This window comes from Ruegeria sp. CDSA241, assembly GCF_059611265.1.
Genome location: NZ_JBXWPF010000009.1, coordinates 15,174 through 35,876, shown reverse-complemented (window position 1 = coordinate 35,876; position 20,703 = coordinate 15,174). Strand labels below are relative to the sequence as shown.

At 57.5% G+C, this 20,703-nt stretch carries 19 protein-coding genes; 9 read left to right on the top strand and 10 right to left on the bottom strand.

Annotation, left to right across the window (positions count from 1 at the left end):
* Positions 1-74: 74 nt before the first annotated feature.
* The 5 genes from AC2FJV_RS09915 to AC2FJV_RS09895 all read right to left on the bottom strand — a co-directional run bounded on the left by AC2FJV_RS09915 (position 75) and on the right by AC2FJV_RS09895 (position 6,297).
* A complete protein-coding gene (locus AC2FJV_RS09915; RefSeq protein WP_496713569.1) occupies positions 75-1,262 on the bottom strand; it encodes a cytochrome P450 in 1,188 nt (395 codons plus the stop codon).
* Positions 1,262-2,614 carry a TRAP transporter large permease gene (locus AC2FJV_RS09910; RefSeq protein ID WP_281972857.1) on the bottom strand — a complete coding sequence of 451 codons (1,353 nt, stop codon included), beginning with the start codon at positions 2,612-2,614 and terminating at the stop codon, positions 1,262-1,264. Before AC2FJV_RS09910 ends, AC2FJV_RS09915 begins: the two co-directional genes overlap by 1 nt.
* On the bottom strand, positions 2,611-3,117 hold the full coding sequence (locus AC2FJV_RS09905) for a TRAP transporter small permease (protein WP_281972856.1): 507 nt from the start codon (positions 3,115-3,117) through the stop codon (positions 2,611-2,613). The genes AC2FJV_RS09910 and AC2FJV_RS09905 overlap by 4 nt, the downstream gene beginning before the upstream one ends.
* 57 nt (positions 3,118-3,174) lie before the next feature.
* Positions 3,175-4,194 (bottom strand): TRAP transporter substrate-binding protein, encoded by a 1,020-nt coding sequence (locus AC2FJV_RS09900; protein ID WP_271949076.1) that lies wholly within the window; start codon positions 4,192-4,194, stop codon positions 3,175-3,177.
* 69 nt (positions 4,195-4,263) lie between these two features.
* Entirely contained in the window at positions 4,264-6,297 is a 2,034-nt protein-coding gene (locus tag AC2FJV_RS09895) for an FAD-dependent oxidoreductase (protein ID WP_496713567.1), read from the bottom strand.
* Between the two features lie 103 nt (positions 6,298-6,400).
* On the opposite strand from AC2FJV_RS09895, the gene paaG reads away from it, so the two are divergent.
* From paaG to AC2FJV_RS09875, 4 genes are read left to right on the top strand one after another with little or no spacing between them, the layout of a single operon-like run.
* On the top strand, positions 6,401-7,186 hold the full coding sequence (gene paaG / locus AC2FJV_RS09890; RefSeq protein WP_496713565.1) for a 2-(1,2-epoxy-1,2-dihydrophenyl)acetyl-CoA isomerase PaaG: 786 nt from the start codon (positions 6,401-6,403) through the stop codon (positions 7,184-7,186).
* Positions 7,187-7,188: 2 nt separating this feature from the next.
* Entirely contained in the window at positions 7,189-7,614 is a 426-nt protein-coding gene (gene paaI / locus AC2FJV_RS09885) for a hydroxyphenylacetyl-CoA thioesterase PaaI (protein WP_142639944.1), read from the top strand.
* 24 nt (positions 7,615-7,638) lie between these two features.
* Entirely contained in the window at positions 7,639-8,949 is a 1,311-nt protein-coding gene (gene paaK / locus AC2FJV_RS09880) for a phenylacetate--CoA ligase PaaK (RefSeq protein ID WP_142639891.1), read from the top strand.
* Between the two features lie 3 nt (positions 8,950-8,952).
* Positions 8,953-9,549 carry a TetR/AcrR family transcriptional regulator gene (locus AC2FJV_RS09875; RefSeq protein WP_496689202.1) on the top strand — a complete coding sequence of 199 codons (597 nt, stop codon included), beginning with the start codon at positions 8,953-8,955 and terminating at the stop codon, positions 9,547-9,549.
* 116 nt (positions 9,550-9,665) lie between these two features.
* On the opposite strand, the gene AC2FJV_RS09870 is transcribed toward AC2FJV_RS09875, so the two are convergent.
* The gene (locus AC2FJV_RS09870) at positions 9,666-11,645 is read right to left on the bottom strand and encodes a bifunctional 2',3'-cyclic-nucleotide 2'-phosphodiesterase/3'-nucleotidase (protein WP_282021800.1); all 1,980 of its coding nucleotides are present in this window, start codon (positions 11,643-11,645) and stop codon (positions 9,666-9,668) included.
* Between the two features lie 239 nt (positions 11,646-11,884).
* Positions 11,885-12,790 (bottom strand): LysR substrate-binding domain-containing protein, encoded by a 906-nt coding sequence (locus tag AC2FJV_RS09865; RefSeq protein WP_142639895.1) that lies wholly within the window; start codon positions 12,788-12,790, stop codon positions 11,885-11,887.
* A gap of 181 nt (positions 12,791-12,971) precedes the next feature.
* Between AC2FJV_RS09865 and ugpB the strand changes: the two genes are divergently transcribed.
* The 5 genes from ugpB to AC2FJV_RS09840 are packed head-to-tail and all read left to right on the top strand — an operon-like array spanning position 12,972 to position 18,072.
* A complete protein-coding gene (gene ugpB / locus AC2FJV_RS09860; protein WP_271949090.1) occupies positions 12,972-14,282 on the top strand; it encodes a sn-glycerol-3-phosphate ABC transporter substrate-binding protein UgpB in 1,311 nt (436 codons plus the stop codon).
* A gap of 57 nt (positions 14,283-14,339) precedes the next feature.
* Complete coding sequence (ugpA, locus tag AC2FJV_RS09855) at positions 14,340-15,221, top strand: sn-glycerol-3-phosphate ABC transporter permease UgpA (protein WP_142639899.1); 882 nt, start codon at positions 14,340-14,342, stop codon at positions 15,219-15,221.
* A 20-nt stretch (positions 15,222-15,241) separates the two neighbouring features.
* Complete coding sequence (gene ugpE, locus AC2FJV_RS09850) at positions 15,242-16,078, top strand: sn-glycerol-3-phosphate ABC transporter permease UgpE (RefSeq protein WP_496713659.1); 837 nt, start codon at positions 15,242-15,244, stop codon at positions 16,076-16,078.
* A gap of 3 nt (positions 16,079-16,081) precedes the next feature.
* Entirely contained in the window at positions 16,082-17,137 is a 1,056-nt protein-coding gene (ugpC, locus tag AC2FJV_RS09845; protein WP_496713563.1) for a sn-glycerol-3-phosphate ABC transporter ATP-binding protein UgpC, read from the top strand.
* The gene (locus AC2FJV_RS09840) at positions 17,137-18,072 is read left to right on the top strand and encodes a glycerophosphodiester phosphodiesterase family protein (protein WP_496689194.1); all 936 of its coding nucleotides are present in this window, start codon (positions 17,137-17,139) and stop codon (positions 18,070-18,072) included. The genes ugpC and AC2FJV_RS09840 overlap by 1 nt, the downstream gene beginning before the upstream one ends.
* Before the next feature lie 111 nt (positions 18,073-18,183).
* On the opposite strand, the gene AC2FJV_RS09835 is transcribed toward AC2FJV_RS09840, so the two are convergent.
* The 3 genes from AC2FJV_RS09835 to AC2FJV_RS09825 are packed head-to-tail and all read right to left on the bottom strand — an operon-like array spanning position 18,184 to position 20,692.
* Positions 18,184-18,879 (bottom strand): RraA family protein, encoded by a 696-nt coding sequence (locus AC2FJV_RS09835; protein ID WP_496693799.1) that lies wholly within the window; start codon positions 18,877-18,879, stop codon positions 18,184-18,186.
* Positions 18,876-19,571, bottom strand: coding sequence for an alpha/beta fold hydrolase (locus AC2FJV_RS09830; protein ID WP_496693800.1), 696 nt, complete (start codon positions 19,569-19,571; stop codon positions 18,876-18,878). The genes AC2FJV_RS09835 and AC2FJV_RS09830 overlap by 4 nt, the downstream gene beginning before the upstream one ends.
* Complete coding sequence (locus AC2FJV_RS09825; RefSeq protein ID WP_496713561.1) at positions 19,568-20,692, bottom strand: cobalamin-independent methionine synthase II family protein; 1,125 nt, start codon at positions 20,690-20,692, stop codon at positions 19,568-19,570. The genes AC2FJV_RS09830 and AC2FJV_RS09825 overlap by 4 nt, the downstream gene beginning before the upstream one ends.
* Positions 20,693-20,703: the final 11 nt, after the last annotated feature.

The window sequence follows — 20,703 nt, the reverse complement described above, 5'->3', positions numbered from 1 at the left end:
GCGGGGCATTTGCGATATCTTATTATTAACCGTACGGTCGGTCAATAAATTTCAGAACAAGCAGCACGGCTAGTTCAAACCTGCGCGGGCAGGTGGGCGAACCCCCGAAACCGGATACGCCCCCCACGCTGAGCACTTTCCGTGATCTGGTAATCAGGGAACCGGTTCAAAAACCGGCTAACGGCAACCCGACCTTCCATCCGGGCCAAGGTCAAACCAACGCAAGTATGCGGCCCGCCCGCAAACGCGTGGTGCTTGTTGGGACGGCGATCCAACATCATGTCATCGGGGAAATCAAATTGTCGCGGATCGCGATTGGCCGCGCCGATGCAAAGATGCAGATCGGTTCCTGCTGGAATGACATGTCCGTGAAATTCCACCTCTTCAGTGGTCAGGCGATTGCCGAACTGGTTCGGGCTTTCCAGACGCAAAAACTCGTCCACTGCGGTAGAAATCAGGTCTGGATTAACCAACAGCTCGGTCCGCTTATCCCTGTGGCGGTCCAACAGATCCAAAGCGTTGCCTATCAGGTTTGTCGTGGTCTCATGCCCGGCATTCAGAATGAAGATGCAGTTCTGGTACAGTTCAACCTCGGTCAGGCCGCCCTCGGTGTCATCCTGTATCAACCGGGTCAATACATCGGTCTCCGGGTTGCCCGGATTGGCCCTGCGGTCGTCGATGATATCGCGCAGAAAGGCTTTGAACTCGCGGACTGCGCGGTTGCCCCAATCTTCCTGCTCGGGCGTCAGCTGCGGTTCCAACGCCCCGAGAATGGCCAAGGACCACTCACGCAACGGCTCGCGCTCGGACCGAGGGATGCCCAGCAGGTTGCCGATGATTTCGATCGGGATCGCCCCGGCAAAATCCTCGATCAACTCAACTGTGCCCTTGGCCTGCATTTGATCCAACAGCCCGTCGACAAGTTCGATCAGACCCGGCTCCATCTGCGCCAAAGCGCGCGGGTTCATCGCGCCCACCATCACCTTGCGGACACGCGAGTGCAAGGGCGGATCATTGAACACAAGACTGGTGGTGTGATGTTCAAACAATGGGCTATCCACCCCGTATTTGGGGCCAAACACGGCCTTCTTGTCCGAAATGAACCGCGTTGTGTCCCGATAGATGATGTCCAGATCCTGATGTCGTGACAGGATCACCGACCCATCGGGTTGCAGGCAGACGGGCGTATCTTCACGCAGCGCCCTATAGGTAGGATAGGGATCATCGTGGAACCCGTCAGGCAGCTTGGTCAGCGCAAACATCAGTGGCCCATCGCCCCCATCTGTTCCGGCAGAACCAGCACAAGCCAGGGCACCAGAACGATCAGGGCCAGCCGAAAGATATCTGCGATCCAGAACGGAGTTACCCCTCTGAAGATCGTCCCAGTCGACACATCCCCGACCACACCCTTCAGAATGAACACGTTCAGCCCCACGGGCGGGGTGATCAGGCTGATTTCGGTGACGACGACCACAACAATGCCGAACCAGATCGGGTCATATCCCAGCGATGTGACCAGAGGAAAAAAGATCGGCACGGTCAGCAGTAGCATCGACAGGGATTCAAAAACACACCCCAAAATGATGTAGATGCCAAGGATCATCAGGATCACCACAAAGGGCGCAACGTCATACGCTGTGACCATGGCGATCAGCGCTTCGGGCAAACCGGCGAGGTTGATGAAGTTCGAAAATATCTGCGCCCCGATCAGGACCGAGAACAGGGCCGCAGCGGTCGCGGTGGTTTCCTTCAAAACCTCGAATGTTGAACCCAGGCTAAGCCCGCCGCGCGACAAGGCAATCAAAAAGGCGCCCATGGCCCCCATCCCTGCCGCCTCGGTCGGGCTGAAGGTCAGGTTCAGCGGTTGAAAATCGAAGGCACCATAAAGCCCGCCAATGACCAGAAAGAACAGCAGCAACACGGCCCAGACCGAGCGCAAGGCCCTCAGGCGCTCGACCCAACCGTGGCGTTCGCCTGCCGGTCCCGCCTCTGGTTTGCGCCAGACGGTCCAGCGCACCGCGAGAAGATAAAAAAGAATGCCAAGCACACCGGGGATAATGCCCGCAACAAACAGTTTGCCAATCGAGGTTTCCGTCAGCAGGCCATAAATGACCAGGATCACCGAGGGCGGGATCAGGATGCCAAGCGTGCCACCCGCTGCAATCGACGCAGTCGAAAGCTCATCCGCATAACCATACCGGCGCATTTCCGGCATCGCGACCTTGGACATGGTGGCCGCTGTCGCCAGAGACGACCCGCAAATTGCCGAGAACCCGCCGCAGGCCGCGACAGTCGCCATGGCGATGCCGCCCCGGAAATGGCCGAGAAATGCATTGGACACCGCATAAAGCTCGCGCGCGAGTCCGCCTTTGTTCACGAACAGGCCCATCAGGATGAACAGAGGCACCACCGACAATCCGTAATCCTGTGCCGTATCGGTGATCTGGCGACCCACCATCGACATCGCCGCCTTCAAGCCGCGCTCCGAAAAGATGCTGCCGCCACGTTCGTAGGCGAACCCAAGCGTACCAACCAGACCCATCGCGAAGACGATAGGCAGACGCACCAGTACAAGCACCAGAACAAGGGCAAAACCGATAAGTGCGGCGGTCATTGAGAGGTCTCCGACAAGGATTGGGGGGAGAAGATAGTAATCAGGCCCGTGACAATCATCGCCATGGCCGTGATCGCAGTGAACCCGGCGATGAACCAGCCGACATAGAATACCGGGATCGACAGGTATTCAGTCACATCGCCATAGTCCCGTGCGCGCTCGGCAAGAATCCAGACGCGTTTGATCGGCCAGATGAGCATCACGCCCGACACAATATATACAACAGCGTCACGCGCTCGGCTCAGCCGCAAGCGGGAAAATACTCCGTCCGTCAGGTCGACGGCGATCTGACCCTTTCCGGCTGAGATCATCGGCAGAACCGAAAACACCATGATCGCCATGAAAATACGTGTCAGCTCAGTCGCTGCCTCAATCGGGGCGTTGAAGACAGACCGCAGTATGACGTCAAAAAAGGTCATCACCATCAGGATGAACAGCGCTATACAGGCCAGCAGCGTCGGAGCGATGCTGACGCGACGCGCAAAAGTCACGAGAGATTGCATGATTGGGTCCCGGCTGGTGAATATGGCTGGCGAAGAGACCCCGCCAGCCGGACTGTGTTACTGGGCAGCCATTTCATTTACGATCATGTCATAGGCCGCCTGTGCGTCAACACCGGTGCCGTTAACCTCGTCAATCACCTTGGCGCGGACATCAACGGCGATCGCGTTGAATTTTTCCAGATCTTCCGCCGAGGCCGCGTTGATTGCGTTGCCCTCAGTGGCTTCGGTCGCCTCGCGGCCGATCCCGTCGATCTCGTCCCAGATCTTGCCGATTTCGCGGCTCAACGGTTCACCAAACACATTCTCCTCCAGCGCCTGCTGCAGCTCAGGGGGCAGGTCGGCAAACGTTTCTTCGTTCATGATGAAGGCAAACGACCCGCGATACAGACCGCCCGGAACCTCGTAAACGTTCTGGGCAACCTCGGTCAGCTTAAAACCCTTGCGGGATTCAAACGGCATGACAACGCCATCGGCTGCTTTCGAAGCAAGGGTCTCATAGACTTTCGGTGCAGGCACCTGGATGCCGGTCGCGCCAAGCGCTGTGCCGACGTCACCGCCAACCCCACCCGGGATACGGACCTTGAGGCCCGACACTTCATCCAGCGTGGTCACCGCGCTGCTGGAATGCAGCTGCGCCGGACCATGCGTATGCAGGGCGATCACTTTCACGCCGCGATGCTCGTCCGCGGCCTTGAGATGCGCGTCATAGGTGCGCCAATATGCAACCGATGCGGCCTCTGCCGAGCCTTCATATCCGGGCAGTTCTATCATCTTTGTGGTGACAAAGCGCCCCGGCTGGTAGCCGTGGAAAATGATCGAGGCATCCGCCGCGCCATCCATGATCAGATCCATCTGTGCTGGTGGCGGCGCGATGCCCAACTTCAGTTCGGCGGTGACCTGACCGTCTGTGGCCTCTTCAACCATTTCCACGAATTTTGGCCACATCTTCGCGTTGATACCGTGGGTCGGCGGTGCCCAGCTGGATATGGTCAGCGTATAATCTGCGGCCAGCGCCACGGTGCCCGAAACGGCCAAGGCGGCTGAGGCCAATAGCGTGCTCAAACTGTTGAATTTCATGGTTTTGTCTCCTCCCTCTGAAACATACATTGAATCTGCGTTAATAGTCCGTTTTGTAACCATCAATAGTCATGGTGATGTGGTCTGCCTCGCAATCCTCCAAGACCCGGGGCTTTCAGAGGCGACGGTCTCCATTATTTCCCGCGACAGCTGCGCCCCAATTTCATCTCGATAGTTCATCGGCCCCCCGCGCCAGCGCGGGAATCCGTAGCCATGGATCTGGACCATATCCACGGCCATCGCGTTTTCGGCGATACCCTCTTCGATGATCAATGCGCCCTCATTCGCAAGTACCGCCATCAAGCGCGACGAAATCTCGGTGCTCGCAAACGCGCGCCGGGTGATGCCATGTTCAGCCGAGTTGGCTTCGATCAAAGCCTCGACCTGTGTATCACGGATCGGCGTACGGTCGCCGTCATCATAACTATACCAGCCTTTTCCGGACCGCTGCCCGAAACGCTCCATCTCGCAAAGCTGGTCGGCCACAGAGACATAGCGCTCATCCGGTGGGCGTGTTGCGGCATTGCGCTTGCGATTGGCCCATGAGATCTGAAGACCGGTCAGATCCTGCAATTCGTACGGACCCATGGGCATACCAAAGTCGCGCATGGCCTGATCCACTTGATAAGGCAGCGCACCATCTGCCAGAAGATAATCAGCCTCGCGCCGATAGGCGGCCAGCATGCGATTGCCGATAAAGCCATCGCAAATACCTGATAGGACCGCCACTTTGCCCAGCTTTTTGCCAAACGCAAATCCGGTGGCGATGACCTCTGGGTCCGAATGCCCGGTATGTACGATTTCAAGCAGTTTCATGACATGGGCTGGGCTGAAGAAATGTAGACCTATACAGCGGGCCGGACTGTCGATACCGGCGAAAATCTGGTTTGGATCCAGATAAGATGTGTTGGTGGCAAGAATTGCGTTTGTGTCCATATGCCGGGCGAGTTCCGCGAAAACCTGCTGTTTGACAGATATGTCCTCGAACACCGCCTCAATGGCCAGTTGCGCATCCCGTGCGTCGGCATAGCTGTCAACGGCGCGAAAGGCGCTCAGACGGCTCTGCATCTGCGCCTCAGTCAGCTTTCCCCGTTTGGCAGCGCCTTCGAGCAGACCCTTAACACGCCCAAAGGCCGCCGCGGCGGCTTCGGCGTTCTGCTCAATCAACGTGACAGAAAACCCCCCATTCAGGGCGGCGGTTGCAATCCCGGCCCCCATCAGACCGCCGCCGACCACCGCGATACGGCTGATGTCGCGCGGGGTTACGCCTCTGATCAAAGAAGGTTTGGACACGCTCCGTTCGGCAAAGAAAGCATGGCGAAGGGCTCGGCTTTCGGCACCTTGGCGCAGGGCCAAATGGCGGACGCGCTCTTTTGGCAAGGCATCGGCAAAGGGTTCGGTCGCCCACCCCAATGCCGTCAGATTTTCCAGCGGAGACTGCTGACCCTTTGACCGTTTCAAAAGTTCCGCGCGCGAAACCTCGATCAGGTCCGGTGCAAAGCTGGTGAGGCTACGCTGACTGACTGGCACTGGTCGCTGCGGCAGTTCGGCCGCAAAGGCCTCAACGGCAGCCTCAGGCTGTTCAGCGACAAGATCAAGGCCACCCAGCCCTAGTAACGTTTCTGCAGTCTGGATCTTGCCCCGGCAGGCCATGTCAATCGCGGCCTCCATCCCCACAAGACGGGGAATACGCTGGGTGCCCCCTGCCCCGGGGATCAGGCCGACATTGACCTCTGGCAGACCAAATCTGGTGCCCGACGCGGCAATGCGCCAAGCGCAAGCCATGGCAATCTCGAACCCGCCGCCCAGAACAGTACCGTGCATGCAGGCGATAAAGGGAACTTCACTGTCTTCGATCATCTGTACTACGTCAGGCAGATGTGGCTCAACCGGTGGGGCGTCGAACTCTGACATATCGCCACCGGCAACAAAGGTCTTACCCGCACATCGCAGGACAGCCACGCGCGCGCCTTTGATGGCACCTACCGCGTCGGCCAACCCCTGACGCACCGCAGCGGATGTCGCGTTCACTGGCGGATTGTTGATCGTTACCCAGGCAACGTCACCCTTCCGCTCAACGCTCACCACCGGCGATTTTGCCATAACCCATCCCTTTGATTTGCTCAGATTCGGCTTGCGTTTATATATTGACCAACCGTTCGGTTAATGCAATCATAAAGTTGAAACGATACCGGCCGAGGCAGTGATGAGCGATACGATTCTTGTAGAAAATCACGGGAACTGGGTCGAGATTACATTGAACCGTCCAGACAAACTGAATTCGTTCAACGAAGACATGCATTATGCGCTTCAGGCTGCCTTGAATTCCGCGCACGATACAGGCGCGCGGGCAGTGCTGCTGACGGGCACCGGGCGTGGCTTTTGTGCCGGCCAGGACCTTGGTGACCGCGATCCGTCGAAAATGGACGGGCCGCCGGATCTGGGCAAGACCGTCCGCAGTTTCTATGCCCCCCTCGTGCGGCTGATCCGGTCGTTGGACTGCCCTGTCATCTGCGCCGTGAATGGCGTCGCCGCGGGGGCTGGGGCCAATCTGGCACTGGCCTGCGACATGGTTCTGGCAGCGGAAAGCGCGAAATTCATCCAGAGCTTTTCCAAGGTCGGCCTGATCCCGGACACTGGCGGCAGCTGGCACCTGCCCCGCCTTTTGGGCGAGGCGCGCGCCAAAGGGCTGGCCTTTACTGCACAGCCGCTGCCCGCCAAACAGGCCGAAGACTGGGGCCTGATCTGGAAAGCCATACCCGACGATCAGCTATTGGCAGAGGCTCGTATGCTGGCTTATCAACTGGCCAATGGCCCGACCCTTGGGTTGGGCAAGACCAAGCACTGTATCCAAGCAGCGGCGGCGACCTCTTTGTCCGATCATCTGGAACTCGAGGCTGATGCGATGAAAATCTGCGGCGAAAGCGCGGATTATGCCGAGGGCGTGTCCAGCTTTCTTGAAAAGCGCGCGCCCAATTTTCAGGGTAAATGACGATGACACCAAAGGAACGTGCCAGCAAATCAGCCGCTGCGATGTGGGCGAGTGACGAAGCCAGCAAATGGTTTGGCATGGAGCTTGTCGAGGTGGACGAAGGCTGCGCAGTTCTGGCGCTGACCGTCGTTGCGCATCACTGTAATGGGCACGGCATGTGCCATGGCGGCGTGACCCATGCCCTGGCCGACAGCGCCTTCGCCTTTGCCTGCAACAGCCGTAATCACGCGACCGTTGGCCAGCACACGATGATGAGCTATCTCGCCCCCGGCAAGCTGGGGGATCGCCTGACGGCCACCGCGACCGAGGTCTCGGTTACGGGTCGCAGCGGCATCTATGACGTGCGCGTCACCAATCAAGACAGCAACGTGGTCGCCGAATTCCGCGGCATGTCCCGCGCGATTGGTGGCACGAATTTTCAAGAATAGCTTCGCGACCGAAGGAGTAACGCGATGGAGGACCTGTCCCCTAACAAAGCTGACCTGGACCCGATCGAGATCGCCTCGGTTGACGAAATCCGCGCCACCCAGTTGGAGCGTCTGAAATGGTCCCTGCGTCACGCTTACGAAAATGTGCCAATATACACCCAGCGCTTCGACGATGCCGGCGTGCATCCGGATGACCTGCAACAGTTATCTGACCTTTCGAAATTTCCCTTCACCTACAAGAACGACCTGCGTGACAACTACCCGTTCGGCATGTTCGCCGTGCCGCGCAGCCAACTGGTTCGGCTGCATGCCTCATCCGGGACAACCGGCAAGCCAACCGTTGTGGGCTATACCAAAGGCGATATCGACAACTGGGCCGATCTGGGTGCTCGGTCGCTGCGGGCCGCAGGTCTGCGCAAGGGCGATATCGTGCATAACGCTTATGGCTATGGCCTGTTCACCGGGGGTCTGGGCGCGCATTACGGCATCGAACGTCTAGAGGCGACCGTGGTTCCGATGGGTGGCGGGCAAACCGAAAAACAAGTTGGTTTAATCACAGATTTTCAACCCGATGGGATCATGGTGACCCCATCCTACATGCTCAACATCCTCGAACAATTCCATAAGGTGGGCCTTGATCCGCGCGAAAGCTCTCTGAAGGTTGGTATCTTCGGCGCGGAGCCTTGGACCGACGCGATGCGCTCGGAAATCGAGGCTGCATTCGACATGCACGCGGTCGACATCTATGGCCTGTCGGAAATCATGGGGCCCGGCGTTGCCAGCGAATGCGTCGAAACCAAGGATGGCCCTGTGATCTGGGAAGATCACTTTCTGCCAGAAATCATCGACCCCGCCACCGGCGAAGTACTGCCTGACGGTGAAACTGGTGAGCTGGTCTTTACCACCCTGACCAAAGAAGGGCTGCCGATGATCCGCTATCGCACGCGCGATCTGACCTGCCTGCTGCCCGGAACGGCCCGTTCCATGCGTCGCATGGCCAAGATCACCGGCCGCAGCGACGACATGATGATCCTGCGCGGCGTCAATGTCTTTCCCAGCCAAATCGAGGAACAGGTCATGGCGACTGGAGGCCTTGCGCCTTATTACCAGGTCGAGCTGTATAAATCCGGCCGGATGGATGCCATGCGGGTCTTTGTCGAAGCCTCTCCGGGATCTACCGATGAAATGTCCAAGACGGCGGCCGCCCGGATGCTGACCAAACGCATCAAGGACATCGTTGGAGTTTCAACCGAAATTGTTGTAGGTGAGCCGGGCGACGTCGAACGCTCTCAGGGCAAGGCGAAGCGCGTCATCGACAACCGCGATAAGGATTAAGCCTTGGCCCGGACAATCGCAAAAGACCACGACCAAAAGCGGGAACAAATCCTGAAAACGGCAGCCAAAGTGTTTGCCGACCAGGGGTTTGATCGCGCCTCGATGACCCTTTTGGCCAATGAGTGCGGAATCTCCAAGGCTAACATTTACCACTATTACGACAGTAAGGATGCCATCCTGTATGACATCCTCGAAACCTATCTGCGCGAGCTGCGCGACCGCATTTGCGAGGTCGATTTGGCGGGTCTTACACCCGAGCAAAAGCTGCGAAAGACCGTGCGTGAGATCCTGTTCGCTTATCAGGGTGCGGATGATGAACACCGGGTGCAGATCAGTGGCATGAACGCCCTGCGCGACGATCAGCAAAAGCTCTTACGAGGGTATCAGCTGGATCTAGTGAATTTCGTCCGGGACATCCTGAAAGACCTGTCTCCGGACTCGTTTGGCGATGACAAGGACAAGCTGCGCGGTGCCACGATGTCAGTTTTTGGCATGCTGAACTGGTATTATATGTGGAACACAGGCGCAGGCACCAAAGCACGTGAGGATTACGCTGATCTGGTCAGCACCCTAACGCTCCACGGAATACGCAAACTCTAGACCCAGGACGGGCCGCTTCGCAGGACAGTTGCCTAACAGAATAATTTTGGCTCACCCCCCAATTCCGATCCATACCATTGGGTCAGAAATAGGGGGATAAGCCTGCTTTCAATCTGTTACAGCTGGATGCGGAAGGCCGCAAAGCCATCTGCGCCCTCACCGGCATCCTCAATCGAAACACCTTTGACGTCACTCATATAGTCACGCGCCTTCGGGCCTGTTTCGAACAGGACCGTGGTGCCGTCCAGCGGCGCAAACGACCAGTTGGCATCTGCTTTGGGGTCAATCGTGCCCTGTTCGACGATATAGCGGACAATCACGTCGCGGTTGGTGTCCGGCGCCTCGAACACAACCGTGTCGCCCATCGCGCCGGGGAAAGATCCGCCACCGGACGCTCGGTAATTGTTGGTGGCGATAATGAACTCCATGTCATCCGTGACCGGAGAACCATTGAAGGCAAGGTCCACGATCCGGGCCGCGCCAGGGTTGACCTCTTCACCCTTGGGTCCAAACCGCGATGGCTGGGACAGGTCGATCTGATAGGTGACACCGTCCATCACGTCGAAATTATAGGACGGAAACTCTGGGTTCAGCAGGACCGCGTCGCTTGCGCCCGGTTCGACCTGATTAAACATTCCGGCAGACCGCTCCAGCCAACCTCGGACCTGCGCTCCGTTCACCCGTACGGCGCGCACGGTGTTGGGATAAAGGTAAAGGTCGGCCACGTTCTTGATTGCCACGTCACCCACCGGGACATCGGTGTAATACTCGGGGCCACCACGACCGCCGGCTTTGAAAGGCGCCGCGGCTGACAAAATGGGCAGGCCTTCGTGTTCCGTGCCCTTCATCATCTCTTCGACGTACCATTTCTGCGCTATCGACACGATCTGAACGGACGGGTCATCTGCTACCAGCGCAAAATAGCTGTGCAGCGGGGCCGACGTCTTGCCGACCGCTCTGCGCACATAGGCCAGGGTTTCGTCATGGTCTTTCGCGACCGAGGCCAGCACGGCCTGATCGTCCTCGACCAGCGCCGTGATCGAGCGATCTTCGTTGCGAACCGAAATCGGGCGCGCCTCAGACGTTGTGGTCACCACACGCCACTCGTTCCCATCGCGCTCCAGCAGCAGGTCCAGAAGGCCAAGATGTGATCCCCAGAACCCGCCCATGACGGCGGGTTTGCCCATCAACGTCCCTTTTGCAACGTCAATACCGGGACGGTCGGCAAATGTCTCGGACGGGAAAACAAGGTGGTTGTGACCGGTCACCAGCGCGTCAATCCCGTCAACACCGGCCAGCACAACCGAGGCGTTTTCCATACCGTCGGAATGGTCGGCATCGCCAATCCCCGAATGCGAAAGCGCGATGATCAAGTCGCAGCCCTGCTCTTTCATCTCAGGCACATAGGCCTGCGCTGTCTCGACAATGTCGCGGGCCTGCACGTTGCCTTCGAGATGCTTGCGGTCCCAGTTCATGACCTGCGGCGGCGTAAACCCAATGACGCCGACCTTGATCGGGTGTTTGCTGCCATCGCCCATTTCAATCTGGCGGTCGAGAATCGCATAGGGTTTGACCAGCGTTTTATCCTCACGCGGGTTTGCCCCCTGTTCCTTTGCGACGTTGGCCAGTACAATCGGGAAATCCGCGCCAGCAAGCGCCTTTTCCAAAAAGTCCAAACCGTAGTTGAATTCGTGATTGCCCAATGTGGCGGCGTCATAACCGACTGTGTTGAAGGCGGTGATAATCGGGTGGCTGTCGCCCTCTTTCATCCCCCGCTCATAGGCGATGTAATCGCCCATTGGGTTGCCCTGCAGAAAGTCTCCGTTATCGACCAGCAGAGAATTCGTCGCCTCGGACCGGATGCCGTTGATGATCGAAGCGGTGCGGGAGAGGCCTACCGTGTCGCGAGGCTTGTCGGCGTAATAATCATAAGGGAAGACATGCACATGAATGTCCGTCGTCTCCATTATCCGTAAATGCGCCTGATTATTGGCAGCCGCCGCAGAAAAAGGGTGAAGTGTAATGGCCGCGGCGCTGGCGGTGGTGGTCGCAAGGAACTGACGGCGGGACATCAAGCTGGGGTTGGAAAATGGCATGTGACACCTTTCATTTTCGTTTGTCGACGCGACTTGTGCAGGCCCTGCGAAACAGTGGTGTGACACTGGCTGGCAGGTCCTGCCACGCGTCGAACTGGGCATGAACCAAGTCAGTTTGCCCACAAGTTTCAGGGCGCGTAAAGCAATCCCGGGGTCTCAATTCGATTTTTGTAAAATTTTGCCAATGCCCAAAGCCGCGTTCAGGCAATCAATCGGGCAACGCTTTCTGCTGTATCCAGCTAAGGATCGGCGATGAAAGGTCCAAGGCTGTCGCTGAACTGTTCTATGAATTCCAGCGTGACCAGCGATGGTTGCTTCAAAACCGGTCGCACCAGCGACAGCGTATGAGGCAGAAATGGCCTGAAAGACCGATAGCTCAACCCCCTGTTCTGATATTGTACTGCGTCCAGTTCGCTAACGACAGACACCCCAACGCCCTTCACCACCAATTCGCAAGCGGCCGTGAATTGCCGAACCTCGATATGCGAGTTCAGTTCGACATTCGAGTTTTGAAATGCACGCGACAGGCGCGCGAAAAAGTCGCTGTCGCGCCGGGTGTGGATGATCTTCTGATCGGCAATATCTGCCGGTGTCACGGTCGAAAGGTCTTCCAGCGCATGGCCTGCGGGAAAGACGCAAACTGTGCGGATATCAATATGGGTGCTTTCGACAGCCGGGTGGCCATTAAACCCATCTGTGATTCCGAAATCATATTGCTCGCCGATCATCCACTCCAGGATGCGCTCGGGCCGATCCGGCTCTATCGTCATGGTGACGCCAGGCCGGTCGCTCAGAAATCCGGCTACAACATCTGGTAAGTGACTGGTGGCGAAGCCAGGAAGGCAGGCGACGCGAATATGCCCGGCTTTGCGTTGCGTGATGTCCTGACTGACATCCGAGATCTGCCGCATCAATTCCAGCACGCGCTCTACGCTAGGTTGCAGATAGCGGACCTCTTGCGTCGGAACCAATCGACCTTCGCGGCGGTCGAACAGTTGAAACCCAAGCGATTTTTCCAAATCTGAAAGCAACCTGCTGACCGCGGGCTGGCTGACCCCCAGATCGGATGCGGCAGCCGTGACCGAGCCATTAACGGTCACCGCCATAAGTGCCTCAAGCTGCCTAATTCTCAGGGTTTGGCTCATGGAGCGTCCTGTTTTTGCTGCAAACCTCGGTCAGTTCATAACATCGTATTATATTTTTTGCCAGAAAATCAGGCTTGAATTATATTTCTGTAACGTTAACGTCGTGAAATCGTCATGTGTGCCGATTACGCGTAGCGCTCGGTATTCAACGAAGCATCGCCTTTGATGCATGGGAGGAATCATGAAAACGAAATTGCTTGGCGCTCTTGCCGTATCAACAGCCTTGTCCCCGATCGCGGCAATGGCGCAAACCGAAGTTCAGTTCTGGCATGCCTTTACCGGCCGCCTGGGTGAGCTTGTGAAAGCTCAGGTTGAAGAATTCAACGCCAGCCAGGATGAATATGTCGTGGTTGAAAGCCACAAGGGCAACTATTCGGAAACCCTGAATGCAGGCATCGCCGCCTTCCGCGCCGGTGAACAACCGCAGATCCTGATGGTATTCGAGGTTGGCACCGCAACTATGATGTCGGCCCAAGGCGCGATCAAACCGGTCTATGAGGTGATGGCCGAAAGCGGTGCGTCATTTGATCCGGACGCCTATATCGGTTCTGTCAAAGGTTACTACACGACCACGGATGGCGACATGCTGTCCCTGCCCTTCAACTCTTCCACGCCGGTTCTTTGGGTCAATCGTAACGCGTTCGAAGCGGCGGGCGTTGATCCTGACACCGATCTGTCGACCTGGGAAAAGGTCGGGGAAACGCTGGAGCAGCTCAAGGCCGGTGGTGAAGATTGCCCGTTGGTCACTGCATGGCAAAGCTGGATTCATCTTGAGAACCTGTCAGCCTATCACGACGTCCCCTTCGCCTCGCAGGATAACGGCTTTGCCGGTCTGGATACTGAGCTGATGTTGAACGGTCCGGCCCAGGTTGCACACTTGACCGCGATGGGTGACTGGGCCAAAGACGGCAAGTTCATCTACACGGGCCGCCGCAACGAAGGTGGCGCGAACTTCCGGTCCGGCGAATGCGCCCTGTTCACCGAAAGCTCGGCGGGATACGCCGGGATCAAAGCCGAAGCCGAGTTTGATTTCGACGTGCGCCCGCTGCCCTATTGGGAAGCTGTCACGGCCGAGCCGCAAAACACCATCATCGGTGGTGCCTCACTGTGGGTCATGGAAGGTCACGAGGCCGATGAATACAAAGGCGTCGGCGAGTTCCTCAGCTTCCTGTCCTCGTCTGACGTTCAGGCGGCCTGGCACCAGAACACCGGCTATCTGCCCATCACTACCGAGGCAGGTGAGGCGACCCGAGCGTCTGGTTTCTATGACGAAAACCCGGGCACTGACATCGCCGTCATCCAGATGACCGCGAAAGAGCCGACGGCAAACTCGAAAGGTCTGCGTCTGGGATCGTTCGACCAGATCCGTGGCATCATCGACGAAGAGCTTGAGGCCATCTGGGCCGGTGAAAAGACCGCCCAAGAGGCGATGGACAGTGCGAAGGAACGCGGCGACGCGCTGCTGCGCCGGTTCGAATCCGCCAATCAATAAGTCGTAATCTGATGCGGGCCTCGTTGGGCCCGCATTCTACTCTGGTGGGCCAATAGAATGGAAAAACGCGTCATTTTTCGCGGCTGGCTGCTGCCGCTTGCGCTGATCGCCCCGCAGGTCATCATTTCCGCCGTCTTCTTTTTCTATCCTGCTGGTCAGGCCGTTTGGCAATCGTTGTTCATTCCCGACCCGTTCGGGTTGTCTTCTCAGTTCGTGGGCTTGGGCAATTTCGAATTCCTGCTGAGCGATAAATACTACCGCGCCTCATTCGTGACGACGGCGGTGTTTTCTACGCTTGTGACCCTGTGCTCGATGATCCCGGCCTTGTTCCTGGCAGTCATCGCAGATCGACTGATCAAGGGCTCGGGCGTGTATCGGACCTTGTTGATCTGGCCCTACGCCGTTGCCCCCGCGGTGGCGGGTGTGCTGTGGCTGTTCATGTTCAACACCCGCGTTGGTGTGGTCGCATGGTATCTGGGCCAGCTCGGCTATGACTGGAACCACGTCCTGAACGATGCCGAGGCCATGGGGCTGGTCGTTGTCGCCTCGGCCTGGGGACGCATCAGCTATAACTTTTTGTTCTTCTTTGCGGCGCTGCAATCCGTGCCCCGCTCGGTCATCGAAGCGGCGGCGATTGATGGGGCCCATTTTTGGCGCCGGTTCTTTACCATCGTACTGCCGCTTTTGTCGCCGACTGCGTTCTTCCTGCTGGTCGTGAACATTGTCTATGCCTTCTTTGAAACTTTCGGCGTGATCCACACGATCACCGGAGGGGGTCCGCAACAAGCCACAACCATCCTGGTCTACAAAGTCTTTTCCGATGGGTTTGTGGGTCAAGATCTGGGGTCGTCTTCGGCCCAGTCGGTCATCCTGCTGGTGGTTGTCGGCCTGCTGACAGTGATCCAGTTCAAATATGTTGAGAAGAGGGTGCATTACTGATGGCGGCCCAACAACATGGAATGGTCGAGAAACGTGGTGCGGGCCTGTGGCTGACCCATGCGTTTATGATCCTTGGCGTTCTGGTCATCTTCTTCCCGATCTGGCTGGCCTTTGTGGCCTCGACCGTTACTCAGGCCGACATAATCTCGCCCCCGATGCCGGTTGTGCCAGGTGATCAGTTCTGGGTGAATTACAAGGCGGCCCTGTTCTCAGGCGTGAACGTCCCGGTCGCAACGATGCTGTTCAACAGCCTGGTGATGGCGATTGGCATTGCCATGGGCAAGATCGTCATCTCGCTCCTGTCAGCCTTTGCCATCGTCTACTTCCGCTTTCCCGGGCGGAACACGTTTTTCTGGCTGATCTTCCTGACCCTGATGCTGCCGGTTGAGGTGCGGATTGTCCCTACCTTCGAGGTGGTGGCCGGGTTTGGTATGCTCAACAGCTATTCGGGGCTGATCTTTCCGCTGATCGCCTCGGCCACTGCCACGTTCCTGTTCCGCCAGTTCTTTCTGACCATCCCGGACGAACTGGCCGAGGCCGCGCGGGTGGATGGCGCCCGCCCGATGCGGTTCTTCGTTGATATCGTGATCCCGATGAGCCGAACCAACATCGCGGCCCTGTTCGTGATCCTGTTCATCTATGGGTGGAATCAATATCTCTGGCCGCTGCTGATCACGACCGACCCCGAGATGAACACCATCGTGATGGGCATCAAACAGATGTTCCCCTCGGGCGATGATTTTGCCCATTGGCCGACGATCATGGCGACCTCGATCCTGGCAATGATCCCACCGGTCCTTGTGGTGGTGTCGATGCAAAAGCTTTTTGTCCGCGGCCTTGTCGATAGCGAGAAATAAGAAATGGCAACAGTATCCCTTGAGAACGTCAAAAAGAGCTTTGGCCCGACGGACGTCATTCATGGCATCGACGTCGATATCGCGGATGGCGAGTTTATCGTGATCGTGGGCCCCTCCGGCTGCGGCAAATCCACTTTGCTGCGGATGGTGGCCGGGCTTGAGACTGTGACATCCGGCGAAATCCGGATTGGCGAAGAGCGCGCCAATGACAAGGAGCCGATGGACCGGGACATTGCAATGGTGTTCCAGAACTATGCTCTGTACCCCCATATGTCGGTACGCCAGAACATGGGCTATGGTCTGAAAATCGCCGGATTGCCCAAGGCTCAGATTGACCAGAAGGTGACCGAGGCCGCTAAGCTGTTGCAGCTTGAGCCGCTGCTTGACCGCAAGCCCCGTCAGCTTTCAGGCGGTCAACGCCAAAGGGTTGCCATGGGCCGCGCTATTGTCCGTGAACCTGCCGTGTTCCTGTTTGATGAGCCGCTCTCAAACCTGGATGCAAAGCTGCGTGTCCAGATGCGCCTGGAAATCCGCGAACTGCAAGAAAAGCTGGGGATCACCTCGCTATACGTGACCCATGATCAGGTCGAGGCCATGACCATGGCCGACAGAATGATCGTGATGAACGGTGGTGTTGCCGAACAGATCGGCACCCCGCTTGAGGTCTATGAGACGCCGCGGACGCTGTTCGCTGCGCAATTCATCGGCAGCCCGGCGATGAATACCTTTGATGCAGAGCGACAGGGCGGAAAGATCAGGATCAACGATACCGAGATTGGCCCATCAGGCGGGCCCGATGGCCCGTTCAAATTGGGCATACGGCCAGAGCATCTGTTCTTTGATGAAAACGGGCCCTTTGATGTCGTAGTTCAGATATCCGAACCGCTGGGGGCGAATACTTTGCTGCACGGTCAGGTGTCAGGCTCTGGCGCGGCAATCACGATCAGCCTTCCGGGTGTTCATCCGATCGAAGGCCGTCATCCCAATATGCGTTTTTCTGTTGCGCCAGAGCATATGCATCTGTTTGACCCTACCTCTGGCATAAGGCTCGAGGGCTGATGCCTTTCCCTCAGGTCGAGGCGTTTCGCGGCGGTAAAAACCTGATCCGTGTAGTAGGGCACCGGGGGGCACGCGGCGTCCTGCCCGAAAACAGCATGATCGGTTTCGATTTTACGCTGTCCATCGGGGTTCCACTTCTTGAGTTTGACGTGGTGCTGACGGCGGATGATGTACCTGTCATAACCCATAACCATCGGCTGCACGCGCCGACCTTTCGGGATGCCAGCGGTCAGTTTTTGACCGGAAAAGAACCCAAAGTCTCGTCCCTGTCCTTCGACCAGATTCAACAGTTCGAAATCGGGCGCTTGGACGGACACTCGGATTATGGTCGACGGTTCCCCGATCAGGCCCAACTGGACGGCGTTCGCGTGCCAAAGCTGCAGGACCTGCTGGATCTGATCAATCGGCCGGAATACGGCAAAGCCAATCTGATGCTCGAACTGAAATCTGATCCGGATCTGGCCCATGACGCGGCCTATCTGGACCGCTTTGTCGAACGCGTGGTACAGCAGGTTCGGGCTGCTGGCCTATCCGATCGCGTGTTGCTGCACAGCTTTGACTGGACCCTGTTGGAAGTCTGTCAGCGGCAGGCACCTGACATGCCGTCATCTTACCTGACGCAGCTTCCCGAAAATGCCGATGACCTTGGCGAGGATTCCTCCAAGGCCGTTTGTCCGGACTTTCGAGGCCAAAGCGAAAAAATCCCGCAAATGGTCAAGCAAGCGGGCGGCGCGCTTTGGTGTCCGTATTTCGCAGATGTGATTTCTGAGGACGTCGCGCTTGCCAAAGAACTTGGGCTTTGCGTAGCCGTATGGACGGTCAATGAACCGGCGGATATCAGCAGGATGATTGATCTGGGTGTCGATGCCATCGTCTCGGACTATCCTGGACGGGTTCAAAGGCATCTGTCGGATTTGGGCATGAGATGGGTGTGATCCAGCCGTGATTTCCGACACAATCGCCATCGCTAGTGACGGGCCAATTCAGGATCACATCGGCTCGCTGCCGGGTTAGTCTATGGCTGGGCCGCGCGGTTGTTGCCGCATTTACGTGCGCGAGGCTTCGAACGCCGCCCATGCTTGTTCAAAGGCCTCAAAATCGAACTCTGACGCGCGTGCTGGGCCAAGAATAAGCTTTTCGGTTTCAAGCAATTTGCGGATCGCCTGTTCCAGGCTGTCCACCACTTCGGGCGGGATCACCAAAGCGCCGTGCCGGTCCGCATGCACCAGGTCCCCGTCCTTGATCGAGAGGCTGAAGATGGTAACCGGAGTGCCCACCTCTTTGACATGCACGAACCCGTGGCTTGGACCGACCGAGCCCGCCACAACCGGAAACCCATCCGGCAAATCGCCCAGATCCCGCATCACGCCGTTGGTCAACGCACCGCTGATGCCAAACCCTTTGTGGACCGTGGTATTGATCTCACCCCAGTAAGCACCGATGCAGTCCGGGAAATCCAGATCTTCGACAACCGTGACAGCCGGGCCTGTGCCCGTTGCCATATGCCGGTAGTAATCCATCCGGCGCTGACGGATCACTTCGGGAGGGTCGTCAGGAGGGTTCACCGCCGCGATCTTTGCCGTTCTGGCATAACCGACCATTGCCCCCGCATCGGGATCCGAGCACAGCATTGTGCCCCGCGTGAAATTGTCGAACCCACGCTTGCCTTGCGCCACTTCAATCGCATTGCAGACGGTGGGGGTGTCGACGGATTTCAAAAGATCCAGCAAGGGTTTTTTCATAGTGCCTCCAGCCAACGGCACAGAGCCGCTGTCGTCCGTTCGGGTTGTTCAAGTGTAGGCAAATGCCCCGCCTGCTCGATGACCTCGAAACGGCTATTCGTGAGAAGTTCATGCATCAAGGCGTGTCGCGAAACCGGGCACAGAGCATCATCTTTCCCGCACAGGATCAGGGCCTGCCCGGTATAACCGCGCAAGGTATCGCTTTGGTCGGGGCGATCTCGCAGTGCTTTGGACTGGTTAATAAAAACATCCGATCCAAGACCCAAGGCCATATCCATGCACAGGTTCAGAATTGCCTCGCGGTTCGGGCCATCGGTCAGGTAGTTTGGTTTCATCTCCTCGGCCATGACCCGGCCCAAGCCCCCACTGGACACAGAGGCGATTTGTGGACCACGCCTGGCTTTGACGTCATCCCGTTCGGCCATGTGGTTGGTATCCATCAGCGCCACGCTGACGACGCGCTGCGGTTGCTGCCGGATTATTTCCATCGCAACGATGCCACCCATGGACAGACCCGCAAGGACAAAGCGCGGGGGCGCATAAGACAACACTTCGGCGGCCAAAGCCTGCACCGTGTCATGCCCCCCAATCGGCGCATAGAGGACAGGATTGCTGCTCGAAAGCGCCGCGATCTGCGGGGCAAAAAGCCGGGCATCGCACATCATGCCGGGCAACATTACAAGTGGCTTCATGTGACCAATGCAGCCCCGTCGGCCAGAGAACCAAGCTTGGCAAAGGCGATATCAGGATCAACCGCACCAAATCCGGCAAAAGTGCCAAATCCGCAATCCGAGCCCGCGATCACTCTTTCGCGGCCGACAATATTCGAAAACCGTTCAATACGTTGGGCGACCAGTTCCGGATGTTCGACAAAATTTGTCGTGGTGTCGACAACGCCAGGTACAAGCACTTTGTCCTCTGGTATTTCGGCTTTGCGGTCACGGAACACCGTCCATTCATGCGCATGACGGGGGTTCGAGGTTTCGAACAGGACATAGCGGGATTTGGTCGACATCAGCGTGCCGAACACTTTGTCCATTCCAATGTCGCAACAATGCGGTCCTTCGTAATTGCCCCAGCAAATATGGACGCGCACCTTGTCAGCGGGAACGTCCTGCAATGCGTAGTTCAGGGCCTCAACATGCAAATTGGCGATCTTGACAAATTCTTCGTCCGAAAGGTCAGAGAACAGCATATGGCGAGACAGGGCCAGGTCGGGGCAATCCAGCTGTAGGTCCAGACCGGCCCCCACAATGGTTTCGTACTCTTGCTTCATCGCATCGGCGAGTGCAGCCAGATAGGCTTCACGCGTGGGGTAGAAATCATTTTGCAGAAACAGCGAGATGACACCCGGGCTGGCCGCGTTCATAAAACCACGCTCGACATCATGCGTGGCCATGGCGGCCTTGAGGTTGTCGATGTCTTTTTGCAGTTCACCTTGCCCTTTTGACCGCACCGCACCCACACACATTGGGCGCGCATATTGTGGCGTACCGCCATCATCAGCCAGGCGTTTCAGGAAGCCGGGAAACATCTTCAGATCCGCTGGCGCGTTGCGCGGGCTGTCCCCGTCAAAGCCGGTATAGCGGTCTTTGACATAGGTGGCGTATGAGATCTTCGACGTCTCGCCATCTGATACGATATCGACCCCGGCTTCGACCTGTTTGCGCACTGTCTCGGACACGGCCGAGGTCATACAGGCATCAAACGCAGCCGCGTCAAATGGCTCTGCACGCTCGCGCGCAAAGATGAAATCCACGACCTCCTGACTACGCGGAAGGCTCCCTACATGTGTGGTTGAAATGCGGGTCATTCCTTCTTCTC

Coding starts and splice junctions, on each gene's coding strand:
- AC2FJV_RS09915 (WP_496713569.1), bottom strand. CDS start 1,262: ATGTTTGCGCTGACCAAGCTGCCTGACGGGTTCCACGATGATCCCTAT.
- AC2FJV_RS09910 (WP_281972857.1), bottom strand. CDS start 2,614: ATGACCGCCGCACTTATCGGTTTTGCCCTTGTTCTGGTGCTTGTACTG.
- AC2FJV_RS09905 (WP_281972856.1), bottom strand. CDS start 3,117: ATGCAATCTCTCGTGACTTTTGCGCGTCGCGTCAGCATCGCTCCGACG.
- AC2FJV_RS09900 (WP_271949076.1), bottom strand. CDS start 4,194: ATGAAATTCAACAGTTTGAGCACGCTATTGGCCTCAGCCGCCTTGGCC.
- AC2FJV_RS09895 (WP_496713567.1), bottom strand. CDS start 6,297: ATGGCAAAATCGCCGGTGGTGAGCGTTGAGCGGAAGGGTGACGTTGCC.
- paaG (WP_496713565.1), top strand. CDS start 6,401: ATGAGCGATACGATTCTTGTAGAAAATCACGGGAACTGGGTCGAGATT.
- paaI (WP_142639944.1), top strand. CDS start 7,189: ATGACACCAAAGGAACGTGCCAGCAAATCAGCCGCTGCGATGTGGGCG.
- paaK (WP_142639891.1), top strand. CDS start 7,639: ATGGAGGACCTGTCCCCTAACAAAGCTGACCTGGACCCGATCGAGATC.
- AC2FJV_RS09870 (WP_282021800.1), bottom strand. CDS start 11,645: ATGCCATTTTCCAACCCCAGCTTGATGTCCCGCCGTCAGTTCCTTGCG.
- AC2FJV_RS09865 (WP_142639895.1), bottom strand. CDS start 12,790: ATGAGCCAAACCCTGAGAATTAGGCAGCTTGAGGCACTTATGGCGGTG.
- ugpB (WP_271949090.1), top strand. CDS start 12,972: ATGAAAACGAAATTGCTTGGCGCTCTTGCCGTATCAACAGCCTTGTCC.
- ugpA (WP_142639899.1), top strand. CDS start 14,340: ATGGAAAAACGCGTCATTTTTCGCGGCTGGCTGCTGCCGCTTGCGCTG.
- ugpE (WP_496713659.1), top strand. CDS start 15,242: ATGGTCGAGAAACGTGGTGCGGGCCTGTGGCTGACCCATGCGTTTATG.
- ugpC (WP_496713563.1), top strand. CDS start 16,082: ATGGCAACAGTATCCCTTGAGAACGTCAAAAAGAGCTTTGGCCCGACG.
- AC2FJV_RS09840 (WP_496689194.1), top strand. CDS start 17,137: ATGCCTTTCCCTCAGGTCGAGGCGTTTCGCGGCGGTAAAAACCTGATC.
- AC2FJV_RS09835 (WP_496693799.1), bottom strand. CDS start 18,879: ATGAAAAAACCCTTGCTGGATCTTTTGAAATCCGTCGACACCCCCACC.
- AC2FJV_RS09830 (WP_496693800.1), bottom strand. CDS start 19,571: ATGAAGCCACTTGTAATGTTGCCCGGCATGATGTGCGATGCCCGGCTT.
- AC2FJV_RS09825 (WP_496713561.1), bottom strand. CDS start 20,692: ATGACCCGCATTTCAACCACACATGTAGGGAGCCTTCCGCGTAGTCAG.